We start from the raw sequence: 17,484 nt of genomic DNA, 5'->3' as shown, positions 1-17,484 counted from the left end.
TCTTACAGTCTCCGCCGAAGGAGTTGTTTCTCCGTGAAAGATACACCCCGAAAAATGCTGCTCGCCCTGCTGACCGGTGCGCCCATCGGCTGCCTTGGCGGCCTGATCGGGCTGGGCGGCGCCGAATTCCGCCTTCCCGTGCTGGTGGGGATGTTCCGCTACAAGACCCGGCAGGCCGTTGCTTTCAACCTGGCTGTCAGCCTGGTCACCTTGCTGTCTTCCCTGGCCTTCCGGCTGCCCCATGCGTCCTATAAGGAGCTTGCGGATACGCTGCCGGTCATTCTGTCTTTTATTGCGGGCGGATTGGGCGGGGCGTATGCGGGAGCGAATTATTCCAAGAAAATGTCCGAGCGGACGCTGGAGAAGGTCATCCTGATTCTGCTTGTCTCCATCGGCACGCTGCTTGTCACGGAAGGCTTCGTTCCCATCGTTCCGGGCGGCATTCCGATGCCGCTTCCGGCCGCCGTGGCTTCAGGCGTAGTCTTTGGCATTCTGATCGGCATCGTCAGCAGCATGCTGGGGGTTGCGGGGGGAGAGCTCATTATCCCGACTCTGCTGCTCGTCTACGGCGTCGATATCAAAACGGCGGGCACTGCAAGCGTGCTGATCAGCCTTCCTACCGTGGTGATGGGCATGCTGAAGCATGCCTCCCAGGGGGCTTACTCGGAGCGCAAGGAGTGGAAGGAACTGGTGCTGCCGATGGGGATTGGCTCGATCATCGGGACCTTTGCCGGCGGCCTGCTCATCAGCTATGTGTCGTCCCGTCTTCTTAAGTTCGTTCTTGGAGCCGTCCTGATTCTTTCTGCGCTCAAAATGTTCACCAAAGCGCTAAAAACAGCCCGAAGCCAGGAAAAGCGCCCTTCGGCGCTGTAATAGCTGTAATATTAGAAGAGCCCGGCCGAAGGCCGGGCTCTTCATTATGCTGCGGACTTACCGCAGGTCGGAAAACCCGCCTGTCCACTGGGCAGGCCCACACTCCGGCGGAGTGGCTGTCGTCCTTCCTGAATTCGCGTGAAGGTTCGTTAACGTCCCGGACTCTCAATTGCTCCGCCTCTGCAGAGCCGCCAGCGCTTCGCGCAGCTTCTCCATCGTCTCATCGATGCCGGTGCCGTCGCTGTTCCAGATGACGGCATCCGCCGCTGCCCGGTAAGCTTCGCCCAGCTCCTGCGCCAGCGCCTTCTTCAGCCGGGCAGCGCTCTCGGCCGGATCGCCGCCCCGCTCCGAGAGCCTCCGGGCCAGCGAATCGGGATCGGCGCCGACGTAGACGGCCGACACCTTGTCCGGATAAGCGGCCTTCAGCGCAGTCACGCCTCTCAGGTCCAGGATCATGACCGCGTCATTCGGACCAGCCAGCGCCTCCCCGATGCTGGACAGCAGCGTGCCATACAGCTCGCCGTTATATTCCGTCCACTCGGCGAACCTGCCTTCTCCGGTACGCTTCCGGAAGCTCTCCCGGTCCAGGAACAGATAGTGTACGCCATCCTGCTCACCGGCCCGCGGCGGGCGGGTCGTCGCTGTTATGATCCGGACATAGCCTTCCTCCAGCAGGCGGCGCTGGAGCTCGCTTTTGCCAGCGGCTGACGGTCCGTAGAGAATGAACAGACGCCCCATAGGCTACGCCTCCTGCAGCAGCATATCGAGATGCGGAATGCCGTCTTCGTCATAGACTTCCGATACCGGAATGAACCCAAAGGAGGCGTAAAATGACTGCAAATAAGCCTGGGCCTGGATTTTCACGCCGCTATCTCCCGACGTATCCCGGATAAAGGCCAGACCTCGCGTTAGCAGCTCGCGGCCAAGCCCGGTTCCGCGCCTCGAAGCGTCCACGATAAAGCGGCCTACTGAGGCTTCCGGATAGGACAGTCCGGGCGGCAGAATACGGAGGTAGGCGATCAATTCCCCTTGATCCTCAAGGAACAGATGATGGCAGGAGGGGTCTTTGCCGTCCACCTCCGGATAGGGGCAGTTCTGCTCCACGACAAAAATATCGGTTCTGGCTTTCAGAATGCGGTAAAGCTCCAGATTGGACAATTCCTCGAATGTCTTCAGATGCCAGTTCACTGTCTTCACCTCAACCCGTATGAATGCCGTGCTCTTGAATGATGCCTGACGATTCTTCCTATTCTTCTTTTGGAATAAGTTCGTAAATTTTTCCCGTCTCCAGCGCCTCAATCAGTCTCAGCAGCCAGCGGTAATATTTCATGGCGTCGGCGATTTTCTGTTCATCGTTCGCCAGCAGAGCCGTCACCTGCTCATTGTCTCCATATTCGTGTTTCATGTCCTGAATTTCTTTAAGCGACCGGTTCATGACATTCATGTTGCTCTCGACCGCTTTTCTCCATTTGATGGAGAAGTAATCGCTGAAGGTCTGATACCAGTCGGATGAGGGCTCGAAGAGATCCTTGCGCGTGCCTTTTCCCCATACCTTCTCAATCATCTTCAAATCCAGCAGCGTGCGGACGCCGGTGCTCATGGACGTCTTGCTCATGCCAAGCGATTGGCTCAGCTCGTCCAGCGTGACGGGTCCCTGTTTGAAATACATATATCCATATAAATGCCCGATGGACAGGGTAACGCCATAGAGATCCATGTTCTTGCCGATGGAGTCGATGACGCGCTCCCGTGTCTTGCGTATGCGTTCAGTCTGCTCGGGCGTCAGCCCTTCTATATCGTACATGCTGTCCCTCCTGAAGGAAGCTTATGATTTCGCAAAATCTCTCCTAGTGTATTGTAATCTCAACCCGGAAAAGAAGTAAAGAAAGCATGAAAGATGAAAAAGGGAGGAAAACGGAGCATTCGTTACATAAAGTTTGTAAAGTAAAAACTGTACGTTAAATTATAACGGTATACACTATTTGCCCAAAACTCCCCCAAAACGATACACTAATCCAAGTGAATGACCCGGAATCAAAGACAGAAGAAGGGGGATGAACGTTCCATGTCTATACTTGAAGTGAAGCAGTTGACCAAAATATTCGGTCAGGACGTCCGCAAAGGACTGGCGCTGCTGGACCAGGGCTGGTCCAAAGAGCGGATTGCCAAGGAAGCCAAGCTGACCGTCGGCGTGAACCGGGCGGACTTTCAAATTAAAGAAGGCGAAATCTTCGTGATCATGGGCCTCTCGGGCAGCGGCAAATCGACGCTCGTGCGTCTGCTTAATCGGCTGATCGACCCGACGGCGGGCCAGATTCTATATCGGGGGCAAGATGTCGTCAAGATGAATGCCGAGGAGCTTCGTCAGTTCCGGCGCAAGAATATCGGTATGGTCTTTCAAAAATTCGGCCTGTTCCCGCACCGGACAGTGCTTGGCAATGCAGAATACGGCCTTGAGGTTCAAGGTGTGGATAAAAAAGAGCGCCGTGAGCGCGCCCGGCAGGCGCTGGAGCTTGTCGGTCTTGGCGGATGGGAGAATCATCGTCCCGACCAGCTCAGCGGCGGCATGCAGCAGAGGGTCGGCCTGGCCAGAGGTCTGGCCAATGATCCCGACATTCTGCTGATGGACGAGGCGTTCAGCGCGCTCGATCCGCTGATCCGCAAGGATATGCAGCAGGAGCTGCTGGAGCTTCAGGACCGGGTGAAGAAGACGATCGTCTTTATCACCCATGATCTGGACGAGGCGCTGCGGATTGGCGACCGGATCGCCTTGATGAAGGACGGCGTGATCGTTCAGATCGGAACGCCGGAGGAAATTCTGATTCAGCCTGCCAACAAATACGTCGAACGCTTCGTTGAAGACGTCGATTTGTCCAAGGTGCTTACCGCTGCTCATGTCATGAAGCAGCCGGAAACGATCCGCCCCGAGCGCGGACCGCGCGTCGCGCTTCAGCTGATGCGGGACAGCGGCGTGTCCAGTCTGTATGTTGCAGACAAGGACATGAAGCTGCAGGGGATTGTTACAGCGGACGATGCTTCGGCCGCTCTGAAGGAAGGCAAGACGATTCCGGATGTCATGCACCGGGAGGTTCCGCGCGTCAGCCCGGATACGCTGCTGAACGATCTGTTCGAGCTGATGGGCGAGACCCATCTGCCCGTTGCTGTGACGGATGAGCGGGACCGCCTGAAAGGAATCGTCATTAAAGGAGCGGTACTGTCCGCGCTTGCGGGCAATGCCGTTCCTGAAGGGGGTGCAAGATGAATATTCCCAAGCTGCCGCTCGGCAGTTTCATTGAAAGGATTGAAGACTGGCTCACGCTGTACTTCGGTCCTCTATTCGACTTCATTCATTCGGTCATCGGCGGGATGGTCGGCGGTATTGAGACAGGACTGACCTTTCTGCCCGCCATTGTGGTCATTTTTCTGATTACGGCACTTGCTTATTGGATCGGCAAATGGCGTCTGGCGCTGTTCGCGCTGATCGGCCTGCTGCTGATTGACAATCTGGGATTGTGGGGACCGTCCATGCAGTCGCTGGCGCTGGTGCTGACGGCATCCGTGCTGGCCGTGCTGATCGGCGTTCCCATCGGCATTCTCTGCGCGCAGAGTACAGCGGTCCGGAATATTGTAACGCCGGTGCTGGATTTCATGCAGACGATGCCGGCCTTCGTCTATTTGCTGCCCGCGGTATCGTTCTTCTCGCTGGGCGTCGTTCCCGGCGTCATAGCTTCTATTATATTCGCGATTCCGCCGACAATCCGTCTGACCAATCTGGGCATCCGGCAAGTATCGGACGAGCTTGTTGAAGCGGCCGACGCTTTCGGCTCGACTCCGGGCCAGAAGCTGTTCAAGCTGCAGCTGCCGATCGCGCTGCCGACCATTATGGCCGGCGTGAACCAGACGATTATGCTGTCGCTGTCGATGGTCGTCATCTCCTCGATGATCGGGGCCCAGGGCGTTGGCGCCTATGTGTACCGTGCCGTATCGCAGGCCAATACCGGCGCCGGCTTCGAGGCCGGCATCGCGATTGTCGTGCTCGCCATTCTGCTGGATCGTCTGACCCAGAATGCACTCAAACTGAAACAGAAATAGGAGGATTCATTCATGAAAAAAACCAATCGCCGAAAGCTGTTCACTGTCCTTATGTCCGGTCTTATGCTGTCCGCCGTCATGCTGGCGGGCTGCTCCAGTTCCGCTTCGGGCGGCTCGGGCAACGTTAAACTGGCCTATGTGGCCTGGGATTCCGAAATTGCGAGCACATATGTTGTGAAAGAGGTGCTGGAATCCAAGCTGAACAAGAAGGTGGAAATGCTTCAGGTCGACGCGGGTCCGATGTTCGCCGGCGTCGCTGACGGAAGCGCGGATGCCATGGTAGCCGCCTGGCTGCCAAGCACACATGCTTCCTACCTGGAGAAGTACGGGAAAGATATGGAGGATCTCGGAGCCAATCTGGAAGGAACGAAGATCGGCCTGACGGTGCCGGCCTATATGGATATCGATTCGATCGAAGATCTAAGCGATGACGCCGTGGCCAGCTCGCTGGATCATAAAATTATCGGCATCGAACCCGGCGCGGGCATCATGACCGCTACCGGCAAGGCATTGACGGAGTACAAGCTGGATAATTACACGCTGGTCGAGAGCTCTTCGGCCGCCATGGCCCAGGAACTGCAGAAGGCCTATGACAGCAAGAAGCCGATCGTCGTGACAGGCTGGACGCCGCACTGGATGTTTGCGAAGATGGATCTCAAATATCTGGACGATCCGAAGGGCGTGTACGGCGGAGACGAGCAAATCCATACGATGGTGCGCAAGGGACTCCAGGACGACCAGCCGGATGTGTACAAGCTGCTGGACCAGTTCAAATGGACGCCTGACGATATGGCTCAGGTGATGGTAGCCATTCAGGGCGGCCAGTCTCCGGAAGACGCCGCCAAGGCATGGGTGGAAGCCAACCCGGACAAGGTGAACCGCTGGATCGCGGGCATCGAGTAACCTGCATAACTGCACCTTACGCCGCGACCCCAGAGGCAGCTGCATCTGTGCAACTGCCCCAACGCAGCTGCACCACTACGCCACCGCAGGCAGTGCAGCTGCACCCCTGCCCCACAGCAAGCTACGTAGCTGCATCCCTGCCCCACAGCAAGCAGCGCAGCTGTACCCTACGCCACAGCAAGCTACGCAACTGCACCCTATGCACCTGCATCACAGCACCCCGAAAGGGGTGCTTTCTTTTTCCTATGTGGACATGCATCCGGCGCAAGCTTAACATAGGAGGAGATGAATCATCATCGACGATAACGCTGATAAAGAGTGGTGGACAACCAGATATGAAGACTTATGCGCTCGTGTTTCAGGGGACGGCTTATACAAGCAAATCTCCCAAAGAGGTCGAAGTGCTGGAGAATTATTTGTTCTGCGTGAACGATGACGGAATGATCGAGATGGTTATTGCTCCCGGCGATCCCGCTTACCGTGCGACCCAGAATACCCATGAAGTCCGGCGCTTGGCCGAAGGGCAGTATCTGCTCCCCGGATTTATCGACCTGCATGTTCATGCCCCGCAGTGGGCGCAGGCGGGTCTTGCATTGGATGTACCGCTGTATGAGTGGCTTCATACGCATACGTTTCCGCTTGAGTCGAAGTTCTCCGACCTGGAGTTCGCTGCGGATGTCTATGATGACCTGGTCGGTACGCTGCTGGCGAACGGAACGACGACCGCTCTTTATTTTGCCACGGTTCATAAGGAAGCCAGTCTGCTTCTGGCCGAAATCTGCGCGAATAAAGGGCAGCGGGGGCTGGTCGGCAAGGTTGTGATGGATGATCCGGAGCAGAACCCCGAGTACTACCGGGATGCCGACACCAAGACGGCGCTGGCCGAGACGGAACAGTTCATCCGGGAGGTCAAACAGCTTGCGGAATCCGTCAAGCAGGGCGTCTACCCCGTCGTCACGCCGCGGTTCATCCCAAGCTGCACGGACGAGGCCTTGCAGGGGCTGGGCGAATTGGCCGCCCGATATGACGTCCATATTCAATCGCACTGCAGCGAGAGCGACTGGGCGCATGAATATGTGCAGAAACGCTTCGGGAAGCATGATGCTGCGGCACTTCATGATTTCGGGCTCCTGGGCCAGAAGTCTGTAATGGCGCACTGCAATTTTCTCGATGACGAAGATGCGGACCTTTTTGCCAGAACGGGAACGGCGATCGGCCACTGTCCCCTCTCCAACGCCTATTTCGCCAACGGCGTCCTCCCGCTCGCGCGCTGGATGGACAAGGGGGTCGAGATCGGGCTGGGAACCGATATTTCGGCCGGATACACGCCAAGCCTGTTCGATAATGCGAGACAAGCCGTCATCTCCTCCAGAATGCTGGAGGATGGCGTTGACACTGCGCTTCCCGCCGATCGGCGCGGCGTCCCGGAATCTCGCATTACGATCGACGAGGCGTTCTATCTGGCAACAGCCGGCGGAGGCGAAAGCCTCAGTCTGCCGATCGGCCGGCTGGCCGAGGGCTATGCCTGGGACGTGCAGATCATCGATCTGACTGCGGGGGGCATGAAGCTTCCGGTCTTCGGAGGGGGCGATTCGAAGCGCGAGCTGTTCCAGCGGATCATGTATCTCTGCCGTCCCGAGCATATCCGCGAGGTGTGGGTTCAAGGGGAAATGGTTCATTCCCGCTCGCGCTGATGGAACCGGGCGAAATGCGCATACGCGTAAGATTCGCCCGGATTATTTTACACCGAAATCCCGAATGTGCTATGATGAACAAAACTAAACGCATTCATGCCGCCCTTCGCGGCGAATAACTGGACCTGCCCCAGAGGGCGTAGTTATTTCAGGATTAACATTGTCATATTTATATGAGGAGCTGCGCCTGGACGCGGCCGAGAATAGCGTAATGCACGAACACCCCGGACGGGGTGTTTTCTTTGAAGAAAGGGGGAGAAATCCATGACGGATGCGATCAACAGCTGGGTCGAATGGCTGCTGGGCTACTTAGGTCTCAGCGGTCCGGAAATTCTCCTTGTGACGATTCCGCTGGCGGTCTTTCAAAGTCTGATCGGATTAATCCCGTTTATTCTGTTGATTGTGCTGCATGTGTCGGTGTTTCATATTATCGGCGGAATGCTGGTCACCTGGCTGATCGGCACGCTGGCCGGGCTGATTGTATTCGCGCTGTTCCGGCGCTATTTATTTCAATGGTTCGAGACGAGATGGAGCCGCAAGCTCAGGCGTTATGACAAATGGCAGCGCTACTTGAACCGCTACGGCATCTGGACGATTGTGCTGCTGCGCACGCTACCTATTGTTCCCAATAATATCATTAATATAATGGCGGCGGTCTCGCCGGTCTCTCTTTCCGCGTTTATCTGGGGAACATTATTGGGAAATCTCTCTTTCATTTGGCTCTTCGGCACCATCAGCTCGTCGCTGATCGTTCCCCGGGAGCAGTGGAGCTTCTATCTGACCGGTTACGGCTTGTTCCTAGCCGTCATGATTGCCGTCTTCATCTGGAAGCATTGGGGCCATCTGCAGGAAGACAGACGGGAGCGGATGATTTGAAAAAGCCGATGGCTCAGCAAAATCATGAACATTCATAATGAAATCGGGAACGCCTCTCCGGCTTGGCCGGGGCAGGCGTTCTTCTTTTTTGGGACTTCCGCGAATACGATACAGTATAAGGCGGCTTGACCGCCACAGGTGCGGGAGGGATGGCGGAATGGCCAGAGTGAAAAGATGGGGACCCCGGCGGCTTCGCACGCCGCAGGTCCGGTTCCCGCGGCTGCGTCTGCCGCGGATCAGCTGGACGCCGCCCGCCAGACGGCGGGCGTTCCGCTCCGCCGGGCCGCGAAGGCCGGCGGCCGGGTCATGGGGAAGCCGCAGCTCCGGCTTCCCCGCCGGTGGGGCCTTGAAGCCGGGAGCCCGCTTCAAGGCAAGGCCGGGCCGGTCGCCGCGCCCGGCCCTGGGGTTTGGCCGCCGCCGCAGCTCGGGCGGCGGACCCGGCCTGGCGCCGGCGGACGGCAGCCGGCGCAGGCCAAGGAGCCGCCGACGGGCATGGCTGATATCGGCGCTCCTGTTCCTCGCCGTCGTTCTGGCCGGCGTGGGCTATGTCGAGCGGCAGATGAAGCCGCCGATTGTGCATCTCGCGCAGATCCGCGTGAAGCAGATCGCGACGGAGGCGATCAACAAGGCGATCTCCTCCCAGGTGGCGGGAGGGAGCAGCGCTGAGAAGCTGATCGACTGGAAGACGGACAGCGCCGGCAAAATCTCCGGCTTCATGCTCAATTACAACGAGCATATGCGCATTACCTCGGAGGCGGCGGATGTCATCCAGTCTACTTTGAGCGAGCTGCAGACCCGGAAAGAGCATATTCCGCTGGGCCAGGCATTGGACAGTCCTCTCATCGCTTCGTTCGGTCCGGACATTCCGGTTAAGATCGAGCCTCAGGGGGCCGTCAAGGTCGAGCTGAGCACCCGGCAGCAGAATGCCGGAATTAACATGATCCTTGTCGAAGTGTACATCCACATCGTAACCGAGCTGGCGGTCGTCGTGCCGTTCGACATGGAGCCACAGGTGGTCGATACGGAGATTCCCGTCTCCTATCTCATGGTCGTCGGCGATGTGCCGATGTATTATTACGACAACCAGGGCAGACCGGTTGGCGAAGGCAGCGCGAGCGCGCCGAATATCGCGCTGCCCGCCCCCTCCACGGGCGGCGTGTCGAACGGAGCGGCGGCGGGCACCGGCCAGAGCGGCGCAGCGGCGGGTGATGGCGGTACAGGCAGCGGCGCGTCCGCCGGCAAATCCGGCGGCGGAACTGCTGCGGACGGAGGAGCCCGCGCAGGGAGCGGCGCGTCAGGCGGCGGGACGACGCTGCCGGAAACGCCTGCAGAGGGCGGCGAATAGAGAGTCCGGCAGTGAAGCGTGCCGGTCCGGGTTGTGTTGATTGGAGATTTTGTTCCATCTATAATGGTAGAGAGCGCAGCTTCTTGAAGCATTTTTTTAACAGCCTCTTGTTAATGGACAGATCAATCATTCGAATGATTGGCAGGCAAGTCTTGTTAATTGCGGACAGAAGGCTCTGTATTTCGAAACAGGGCCTTTTTTGATTTCGGCATTTTGCATCATTCGATAATTAATAACACCCGGGAGGTACAGCTATGCTGGAGATCGTAACGGACGTGCTCGAAGATATGGACAAGCAGCTCAATCGCATTGTGAAGAGTCTGGATCATCTCGATGATGAGTTGATTTGGACCAGGCTGAAAGCTTCGACGAACAGTATCGGAAATCTGTGCCTGCATTTGGCAGGAAATGAATATCAAAACTTGGCAAGTGCAATCGGCGGCAAACCGTTCATCAGAGAACGCTCGCGGCGTGAGTTTGATCCGGAAGGCGGCATAACGAAGGAGGAACTGAAGGAGCTTCTCTTAAGTACACGCGCTGAATCGGCCCGTATTTTATCCAGTTTAACCGAGGAGGATCTTAACAGGGAAGTTATCATCCGTTATTCTCTGGAGGACTGGAACAGGATGCACCGGGTTAACGCGTCGGAAGACGAAGCCCATGATGTAAGAAAAGTGAGAACTCTGCTTATTCAGGTTGCCGCACATTACGGTTACCATGCAGGGCAGATTGTGCTGATTTCTAAATTGCTGAAAGATAGAGATGACAACATAACCGGTCAATACCATTAATTGTTCAAAATGCGGGAATAGCAGTTGACTATGCCGAAAGTCTGTTGAAAGGCTGCGGGAGTTGCTGGATAGGAGACCGGGCGAGACTTGTACATCCTGTGAAAGAGGGAAGCTTATCTTATGGAGCACTGTCTGTTCATACACGGCTTTACAGGCGGCATATTTGAAATATCGCCTCTGGCGGAATATGCGGAGCGGCGGGGCCTGAAGGCCCATACCTTTACGCTCGGAGGGCACACGGGACGAAGATCCGATCTTGCCCGTTTCGGGCGGGCGGAATGGCTTCGCCAGGCTGAAGGGGAACTGACGGAACTGGCCAAGGCCGCAGCAGCAGGCGTTCATGTCATCGGCTTCTCCATGGGGGCGCTGCTCGCGTGCCATCTGGCGAACCGGTATCGGGAGATGGTCAAATCGCTGACTTTGCTGGCCGCGCCGGTGTTTCCGCTGAATCCGGGTGAGATCGTCCGGACACTGGGAAAACCCGCCATGCTGAAGAACTATTTCCGGAAATTCGGGTCTACGCCGCTTCGGGCCAATCGTGAATTTAACCTTCTGGTGCGGGAGAGTTTCACCGTATACCCCGGCATTTCGGCTCCTGCCCTGATTGTGCAGGGAACCCGCGACCATCTGGTCAAGACCAGAAGCGCATCTTATCTGCAGCAGCATCTGGGATCGCCACGGTCAGAGGTGCTGATGGTGGAGGGAAGCGGGCATCTGCTCTGCTACAGTGAGGAGAAGGACAAGGTTCTGTCCGAAGTGCTGAGATTTATTTCAATGGAAAAAAATACCGGAATGGAATGACCGTCCATCCTCCATTCCATCTCCGCGGGGCGCGCATAATTCTCGCACATGCCAAGAAGCGGCCGCATATCAGCGGCCGCTTCTTTTGCTATGGAGGGCTTTGCGCTCCGCATTTTCCCATTGTCTGAGCAGAGGGTACGGATCGAAGGCCCATTCCATGAGTCCCCGGTCTTTATAAATTCCATAATGCAGATGGGGCGGGAATTTGCCGCTCGTTCCCGGCTTGCCGTAGCCGGAGCTCCCTGCCCAGCCGAGCTGCTGGCCGGGGGCGACGATATCGCCGAGCTTGAGTGTCTTGTCATAGCCGGACAGATGGGCATAGTAATGGTAGCGGTTCTCGATATCGCGGATGCCGATGCGCCATCCCCCATACCGGTTCCAGCCCTTCGTCTCGACAATGCCATAGCAGGTGCTCCGGACGGTAACGCCGTATGGTGTGAACAGATCGGTGCCCTCGTGGATGCGGGCTCCTCCCCAGCTGCGTCCGCTGCCCCAGGTGCTGCGGTAGGAATAAGTGCTGCCGAGTGGCAGAGGGAACGCGCTGCCGGACAGATCAAGCCGTCCGAAATGGCGGTACAGGTTCGAGAACTGCTCGATGCGCTGGGAGGCCCGCCCGTTATGATAATATTCCCAGACGGCAATATTGAAATCATTGGCGGAGGCGCTATGCTTCCGAATATATTGCGCCATGCTGAACAGTACGTCGATATCGCTCTCCGGGTCGGCTCGTCCGTCTCCGGAGCCGTCCTGGCCGAAGCCGCCGAAGAAGGACAGCGAGGAGGGAGAGGCGTCCTCCTGATCAGGATTCAGCGGCCCGCACCAGACCGGAGCCGGGATTTGAATCGCGGTCAGACGGGCGGTCTTGGCCGGCTGATCCGGGTTATGGCTGCCGGACGCTTTGACTTTGGCAATTGTCCGTTCATACTGGTCGATGGCGGCCAGCCGGTACCAGGGAATTCCCGTGGCCGCCTCCATCTGGTCATAGAGCGCCTGGCGGGTGGCGTAGACATCGCCGCTTCCCTGCGCAGAGGCGCTTCGAGCGCGCGGGATCCCGGGTACGGGCTTCCCCGCACCGCCGTTCGCGGAATCGCCGAAGACCGCCGGCCCGCCGGCAACCAGCAGGGAGGCGGCTGACAGGGACACCAGTGTCCGCAAGGCCGCCTTGATAAGGGACATTATGGTGAAAGCCTCCTTTGATGTTTTATGTGAAGTCCTTAATGAATAAGGCCTTAAGCCTTTGGCTGAATTGCAGATGAGGGCCTCGCCCGGTTAGCTTGCGCGAAACGGGAAGTTTTATCCGCCTAAAGTGCAAGGGTGTGAAGTGACACAGCTCATTCACAAAAAGAAGCATTTCCCCTGCGCGCATGTTATAATGTAAGGCAGCACTTTACAACTTTTCACATTCAGGCGAAAGAGGGGATTGTTCATATGGCACAGAAAAATGCGAAACCACTTAAGCCGGACTGGATTCGGATCAAGCTGACAACAGGAGAGAACTATCAGGATATTAAAGGTATGATGCGTTCCAAGACTTTACATACAGTATGTGAAGAAGCCCGTTGCCCCAATATTTACGAATGTTGGGCCAACCGGACGGCTACGTTTATGATATTAGGCGATATTTGTACCCGGGCGTGCCGGTTCTGTGCAGTCAACACAGGCATGCCAACCGAGCTGGATCTTCAGGAGCCGGAACGGGTGGCTGAAGCCGCCGAGAATATGAACCTGCGCCACTGCGTCATAACGAGCGTAGCGCGCGACGACTTGAAGGACGGCGGGGCGACGATTTTTGCCGAGACGGTAAAAGCCATGCGCAAGCGGCTGCCGCTGTGCAGCGTGGAGGTGCTGATTCCCGACTTCATGGGCGACCGGGACAGCCTGCAGATCGTCATGGACAGCAAGCCTGATATTCTCAACCACAACATCGAAACGGTTGAGCGGATGTCGGACCGGGTGCGGGCCAAGGCGAAATACCGCCGTTCCCTGGAGCTGCTTCGCCGGGCGAAGGAGATGCAGCCGAAGATTCCGACCAAATCCAGCATTATGCTGGGCGTGGGCGAAGAGTGGGATGAAATTCTTCAGGCGATGGATGATCTGCGCGAAGTCGACTGCGATATTCTGACAATCGGCCAGTACCTGCAGCCTTCGCCACAGCATCTGAATGTCGTGAAATATTATCCGCCGGAGGACTTTGCGAAGCTGAAGGAGGAAGGACTGAAGCGCGGCTTCAGCCATGTGGAATCAGGCCCGCTGGTGCGCAGCTCCTATCATGCGCATGAGCAGACCCAGTCTGCCGCGAAATCTCGCGAGGAGCGTACGGCAGCGAATTAGGAAGAGACGAAGTCTTGTTATAAGGCTTCGCCGAATTTATATGTGGAAAGGCAGGCGAGTCTTGCTTGATCGTTATTGGCGGAAAAAGCTACGAGCTCATGGCAAATCATAAGGAAGGCTGGAACCCGGAGGGCTTCCGCGGAAGATACAGCGAAGTGCTGGACCGCTACGACTATATCGTCGGCGATTGGGGCTACGGCCAGCTGCGCCTGAAAGGATTTTACCGGGATAATCATCCGAAGGCGAACAGGGACAGCGCGATTTCGGGCTTCGTTGATTATATTAATGAATACTGCAACTTCGGCTGCGCCTATTTTGTGCTCCGCAAGATGAAGGATGCTCCGAGAGATCCGCTCGCCAAGGACATTCTGATCAAGGAACCGGCCGAAGTTCCCAAGGAATCCGCAGGTGCGGCCGAAGCCGGGGATGCCGCAGGAGCCGAAGCGCCTGTCCGAGACGAGGAAATCCCCCAGATTTCCTCCCGCAAATATCAGGTTGAATCGGCGGTGTCCAAGGAACAGCCGGTCAAGGAGCAGGGAGCCAGGGAGAATGCTCCCCGTGACAAGGGCGCCAAAGAACGGGGGCGCGACAACCGGAACAAGGAGTTCCAGGGCAAGCGCAACCGCGACAGCCAGCCCAAGGAAGCCGCTGGCCGCGAGGGCCAGGCACGCGGCGGGCAGCGCCGGGATAATCAGAATCGAGATAATCAGAATCGAGATAATCAGAATCGGGATAATCAGAATCGGGATAATCAGGTGCGCGAAGGGCAGGGACGGGAGAATAGTTCCCGGTCCGGCGGCCCCCGCGAATCCCAGAACCGCGAGCCAAAGGCAAGGGAGCAAAGGGAGAGCCGTGAGAACCGCGAGAACCAAGGCTCTCCCAAAGCCCAGAACAGCCCGCAGAATAACGCACAGAATAATAACCCGCAGCAGACCTCATAACAGCCTGCCTATATGATGGATAACAAAGAGTGCCGCTAACGTTCCCGGGAACGTTTGCGGCACTCTTTTATTTCAGTTATAGAAGCTGTGCGATTACTTGACGGACAATGTTAACCGGTTCTGCGCTGTGTCGTATTTATAGACGAGCGCAGGGAATTTCTTCTTGAACGCATCCAGGGAGATAAGGGTTTCGTCGTTCTGGTACAGCGCCTCTTTGGAGGCAATGCTGAAGCCGTACGCTTTGCCGGCTCCGGTTGTGACAACCGCCTTCTTGTTCTTGGAATCCCAGGTAAGGTCAGCTTCGACCAGAGCCGCCAGAACACGGGCGGAGGCGTAGACCGTATTGCCTTGCTTCACCAGGCCGACATTGCCGGAGAACGCCTTGCCGTTGACGTCAAGGATGTGGTTGTCTCCGGCTGCCTCGATGGATTTACTGCCGGCGAGCTGCATCGCGGTGATGATCTGGGCTGCATCGCCTTTTACTTCGATATCCGGCGTCAGGCCGATATGGTTGAAATCGACTTTGTCCGGTGTCAGGTAGCGCTCAGTGGTCAGCTTGAGCAGTCCGCCGTCCGACAGGTTGAACAGACTTTGAATGCGGGCTTTGCCGTATGTCTTGACGCCGACGACCGTTGCCAGATGATTGTCATGCAGCGCGCCGGTCAACGCCTCGGAGGCGCTGGCGGTGTATTCATTCGTCAGGATGACGACTGGTACGTTCATCTTGGTTCCGTTCGTGATCGTCACAGGCGTCAGGGTGCCGGTATTATCGGCCGTGTACATCATAATTCCCTTGTCGATGAACTGGGAGGCGATGTTGTAGGCGGAATCCATGTAGCCGCCCCCGTTGTTGCGGAGATCGAGAATCATGGACTTCATTCCGCCGGCGCGCATTTTGGACAGCACACTCGTGAACTCTTCGTCGGCGTCCTCCGTGAAGCCGTTCAGGGAGATGTACGCAATGCCCGAACCGAGTATCTGACCGGTAACGGATGGATAATCAAGCTCGCTTCGGGTCACGACCACGTTCTTGACGGTGCTGCCGCGCTTGATGGTCAGCGTGACGTTCGTGCCCGCTTTGCCGCTCAGCGTGTCGCTCTGCAGATCTTCAATCTTGACGCCGTCGATCTTCAGGAGGGTGTCGCCGCGCTTCACTCCGGCTTTCTCCGCAGGAGATCCTGCCATTACCGATTCGATGTACAGTTCGCTGCCCGAATAGACGAGCTGTACGCCGATGCCCACATAATCGAGTGCAAGCTCACTCTGAAGCTCCTTGGCTTCCTCTGTGCTGAAGTACTCGCTGTAGGGATCGTTAAGCGATTCCACCATGCCGTCGACGGCCGCGCGGATCAGCGCATCCTTGTCGGCGCCCGTCAGATTGTAGCTCTCGACATACTGCATCACTTCATTGATCAGATCGGTGCTGGAGGCAGACTGGGCTGTTGTCTGGGTGCTGTCTGCGGCGAGAGCGGCGGGAGAGAAGACAAGGGATAAGGCCAGGAAGCTGCCGGCCGCCGCAGCCGTGAACTTTTTGAATGTCATGATTCATACATCCTTTGCGGATTATTTGCTGTCCCGGCCCTTAAGGGGAGACAGTATAGCTGTCGCTGATGCTCCATGTCCGATCGTATTTGTCCACGACGAGAATGAGAGTCTGATCAGTCGTGGACGAATCGCTCTTATCTGTCACTTGAAGCTCCACATATACGGCGGCTTCACCGTCGCCATAATAGAAAATATTGGATGATTTCACGAAATAGCTCAGGTCATACTGTTGGAAGAATTTTTCCAGAGCGCTCTGCTGCGCGTCGGTGTAATCTTTATCATCGTAAGAAGTAAGGCCGCTCATCACTCCGGCAACATTTTCGGTATTCATGTTCTGATAATGATTGGTCAGCAAGGTATGAATGGCCGCCTGCTCGCTTACCGGAACGTTGGCTTTGGTGATGCCCTGTTCCCGGGTCAGAAGAATGGTCGATTTCTCGGTCGTGATCTTCGATACCTTCCAGCTGCCGTCGGTATTGACGAGATAATAGATGGTCTCATCCTGCGAATTCGGCACGTAATAGCCGCCCGTCCGCGTGTTGATTTCAACGGTGGAGACGGTCGCATCAGAAGCCGTAGCGCTTACGACCGAGAGGCTCTTGAGCTCGTACTTCAGATCATAGTACTTGAACATGGAGTCCAGGCTATCGAGACTGTTGGCAAAAGAAGAGCCGGATGCCGCAAGCGATTTGACTCCCGCTTCATCCTCAGCGTTGAAATAATCGTTCAGCTTGTTGATGACAGCGGTAATGTCAGCCTCCGAATTTCCGGTGTCAGCCGCGGGCTTGGATATTTGCACGCTTCTTGCAGCCGGGTCCCATTTCACATCTCCGCCGGTCGCTTCGCCGATAAAACGTAACGGGACGTATACGGTTCCTCCATTCTGCACAGGCGCTGCGAGAAGCTTGCTGACCACATTATTGACCGAGGCGCGGTTGCTGCCCACCGTCAACGTGATTGCAAGTCCATTGCTGGTGCCGGTTACCGATTTGGTAGAGGGGTCCCAGCCTACCGTAAGGCCGAGGCTTTCGAATACGGCTCTGAACGGAACCATGACGGAGCTGTTCAGGATATACGGAGAGCCGGCGGGGAATGAAACCTGAGCGCCGTCCACATACACCTTAATCGGCGTCTGCGCCGCAAATGCGGGCACGGCGAGAACCAGGGACAACAGGATTGCCCCCAGCGAAGCACACCACTTTTTCAATTTGTTCTCTCCTTTAATTATGTAAGTCTTTGTAAAATAGGATCATTATACCATCCGTTTATTTCTGGTGTCTATTATTATTCGA

Annotated in this window: 17 protein-coding genes; 11 read left to right on the top strand and 6 right to left on the bottom strand. The window is 56.7% G+C overall.

Translation table 11 applies throughout. The features are described from left to right. Nucleotides 1-33 precede the first annotated feature (33 nt). Nucleotides 34-873, top strand: a complete 840-nt coding sequence (locus tag PSTEL_RS21715) for a sulfite exporter TauE/SafE family protein (protein WP_218917562.1) — start codon at nt 34-36, stop codon at nt 871-873. 165 nt (nt 874-1,038) lie between these two features. Here the strand turns inward: PSTEL_RS21715 and PSTEL_RS26485 are convergent, their stop codons facing one another. Genes PSTEL_RS26485 through PSTEL_RS21700 form a run of 3 tightly spaced genes read right to left on the bottom strand, consistent with a single transcriptional unit; the run spans nt 1,039 to nt 2,677 of the window. Continuing rightward, nucleotides 1,039-1,611 (bottom strand): guanylate kinase, encoded by a 573-nt coding sequence (locus PSTEL_RS26485; RefSeq protein ID WP_052098818.1) that lies wholly within the window; start codon nt 1,609-1,611, stop codon nt 1,039-1,041. A 3-nt stretch (nt 1,612-1,614) separates the two neighbouring features. Next, complete coding sequence (locus tag PSTEL_RS21705; RefSeq protein ID WP_038698593.1) at nt 1,615-2,061, bottom strand: GNAT family N-acetyltransferase; 447 nt, start codon at nt 2,059-2,061, stop codon at nt 1,615-1,617. A gap of 58 nt (nt 2,062-2,119) precedes the next feature. Then, nucleotides 2,120-2,677, bottom strand: a complete 558-nt coding sequence (locus PSTEL_RS21700) for a GbsR/MarR family transcriptional regulator (RefSeq protein WP_038698591.1) — start codon at nt 2,675-2,677, stop codon at nt 2,120-2,122. A 261-nt stretch (nt 2,678-2,938) separates the two neighbouring features. On the opposite strand from PSTEL_RS21700, the gene PSTEL_RS21695 reads away from it, so the two are divergent. From PSTEL_RS21695 to PSTEL_RS26480, 8 genes are all read left to right on the top strand, one after another. Beyond that, nucleotides 2,939-4,135 carry a quaternary amine ABC transporter ATP-binding protein gene (locus PSTEL_RS21695; RefSeq protein ID WP_038698589.1) on the top strand — a complete coding sequence of 399 codons (1,197 nt, stop codon included), beginning with the start codon at nt 2,939-2,941 and terminating at the stop codon, nt 4,133-4,135. Then, complete coding sequence (locus PSTEL_RS21690) at nt 4,132-4,965, top strand: ABC transporter permease (RefSeq protein ID WP_038698587.1); 834 nt, start codon at nt 4,132-4,134, stop codon at nt 4,963-4,965. The genes PSTEL_RS21695 and PSTEL_RS21690 overlap by 4 nt, the downstream gene beginning before the upstream one ends. Nucleotides 4,966-4,977: 12 nt before the next feature. Further along, complete coding sequence (locus PSTEL_RS21685) at nt 4,978-5,868, top strand: glycine betaine ABC transporter substrate-binding protein (RefSeq protein WP_038698585.1); 891 nt, start codon at nt 4,978-4,980, stop codon at nt 5,866-5,868. Nucleotides 5,869-6,203: 335 nt separating this feature from the next. Further along, nucleotides 6,204-7,562 carry a guanine deaminase gene (guaD, locus tag PSTEL_RS21680; protein ID WP_038698583.1) on the top strand — a complete coding sequence of 453 codons (1,359 nt, stop codon included), beginning with the start codon at nt 6,204-6,206 and terminating at the stop codon, nt 7,560-7,562. 264 nt (nt 7,563-7,826) lie between these two features. Beyond that, nucleotides 7,827-8,438, top strand: a complete 612-nt coding sequence (locus PSTEL_RS21675) for a TVP38/TMEM64 family protein (protein WP_038698581.1) — start codon at nt 7,827-7,829, stop codon at nt 8,436-8,438. A 157-nt stretch (nt 8,439-8,595) separates the two neighbouring features. Continuing rightward, the gene (yunB, locus tag PSTEL_RS27250; protein ID WP_084065252.1) at nt 8,596-9,783 is read left to right on the top strand and encodes a sporulation protein YunB; all 1,188 of its coding nucleotides are present in this window, start codon (nt 8,596-8,598) and stop codon (nt 9,781-9,783) included. A 254-nt stretch (nt 9,784-10,037) separates the two neighbouring features. Continuing rightward, nucleotides 10,038-10,574, top strand: a complete 537-nt coding sequence (locus PSTEL_RS21665; protein WP_038698578.1) for a DinB family protein — start codon at nt 10,038-10,040, stop codon at nt 10,572-10,574. Between the two features lie 120 nt (nt 10,575-10,694). Next, complete coding sequence (locus tag PSTEL_RS26480) at nt 10,695-11,375, top strand: alpha/beta hydrolase (protein ID WP_052098815.1); 681 nt, start codon at nt 10,695-10,697, stop codon at nt 11,373-11,375. Nucleotides 11,376-11,444: 69 nt separating this feature from the next. Here the strand turns inward: PSTEL_RS26480 and PSTEL_RS21655 are convergent, their stop codons facing one another. Further along, a complete protein-coding gene (locus PSTEL_RS21655; RefSeq protein WP_038698576.1) occupies nt 11,445-12,551 on the bottom strand; it encodes a M23 family metallopeptidase in 1,107 nt (368 codons plus the stop codon). Nucleotides 12,552-12,803: 252 nt separating this feature from the next. Here PSTEL_RS21655 and lipA point away from each other — a divergent pair, with 252 nt between their 5' ends. After that, nucleotides 12,804-13,706 (top strand): lipoyl synthase, encoded by a 903-nt coding sequence (lipA, locus tag PSTEL_RS21650; RefSeq protein ID WP_038698574.1) that lies wholly within the window; start codon nt 12,804-12,806, stop codon nt 13,704-13,706. Nucleotides 13,707-13,804: 98 nt separating this feature from the next. Further along, nucleotides 13,805-14,647 (top strand): YutD family protein, encoded by an 843-nt coding sequence (locus PSTEL_RS26475; RefSeq protein ID WP_245625003.1) that lies wholly within the window; start codon nt 13,805-13,807, stop codon nt 14,645-14,647. Nucleotides 14,648-14,740: 93 nt separating this feature from the next. On the opposite strand, the gene PSTEL_RS21640 is transcribed toward PSTEL_RS26475, so the two are convergent. Continuing rightward, nucleotides 14,741-16,189, bottom strand: a complete 1,449-nt coding sequence (locus PSTEL_RS21640) for a S41 family peptidase (RefSeq protein ID WP_038698572.1) — start codon at nt 16,187-16,189, stop codon at nt 14,741-14,743. 40 nt (nt 16,190-16,229) lie between these two features. Further along, entirely contained in the window at nt 16,230-17,399 is a 1,170-nt protein-coding gene (locus tag PSTEL_RS21635; RefSeq protein ID WP_038698569.1) for a copper amine oxidase N-terminal domain-containing protein, read from the bottom strand. Nucleotides 17,400-17,484 lie beyond the last annotated feature (85 nt).

It is taken from the genome of Paenibacillus stellifer, assembly GCF_000758685.1.
In the GTDB taxonomy this organism is placed as follows: Bacteria; Bacillota; Bacilli; order Paenibacillales; family Paenibacillaceae; genus Paenibacillus_AQ; species Paenibacillus_AQ stellifer.
Note: the sequence above shows the minus strand (reverse complement) of the source record. Positions and strands in the feature narration are given on the sequence as shown.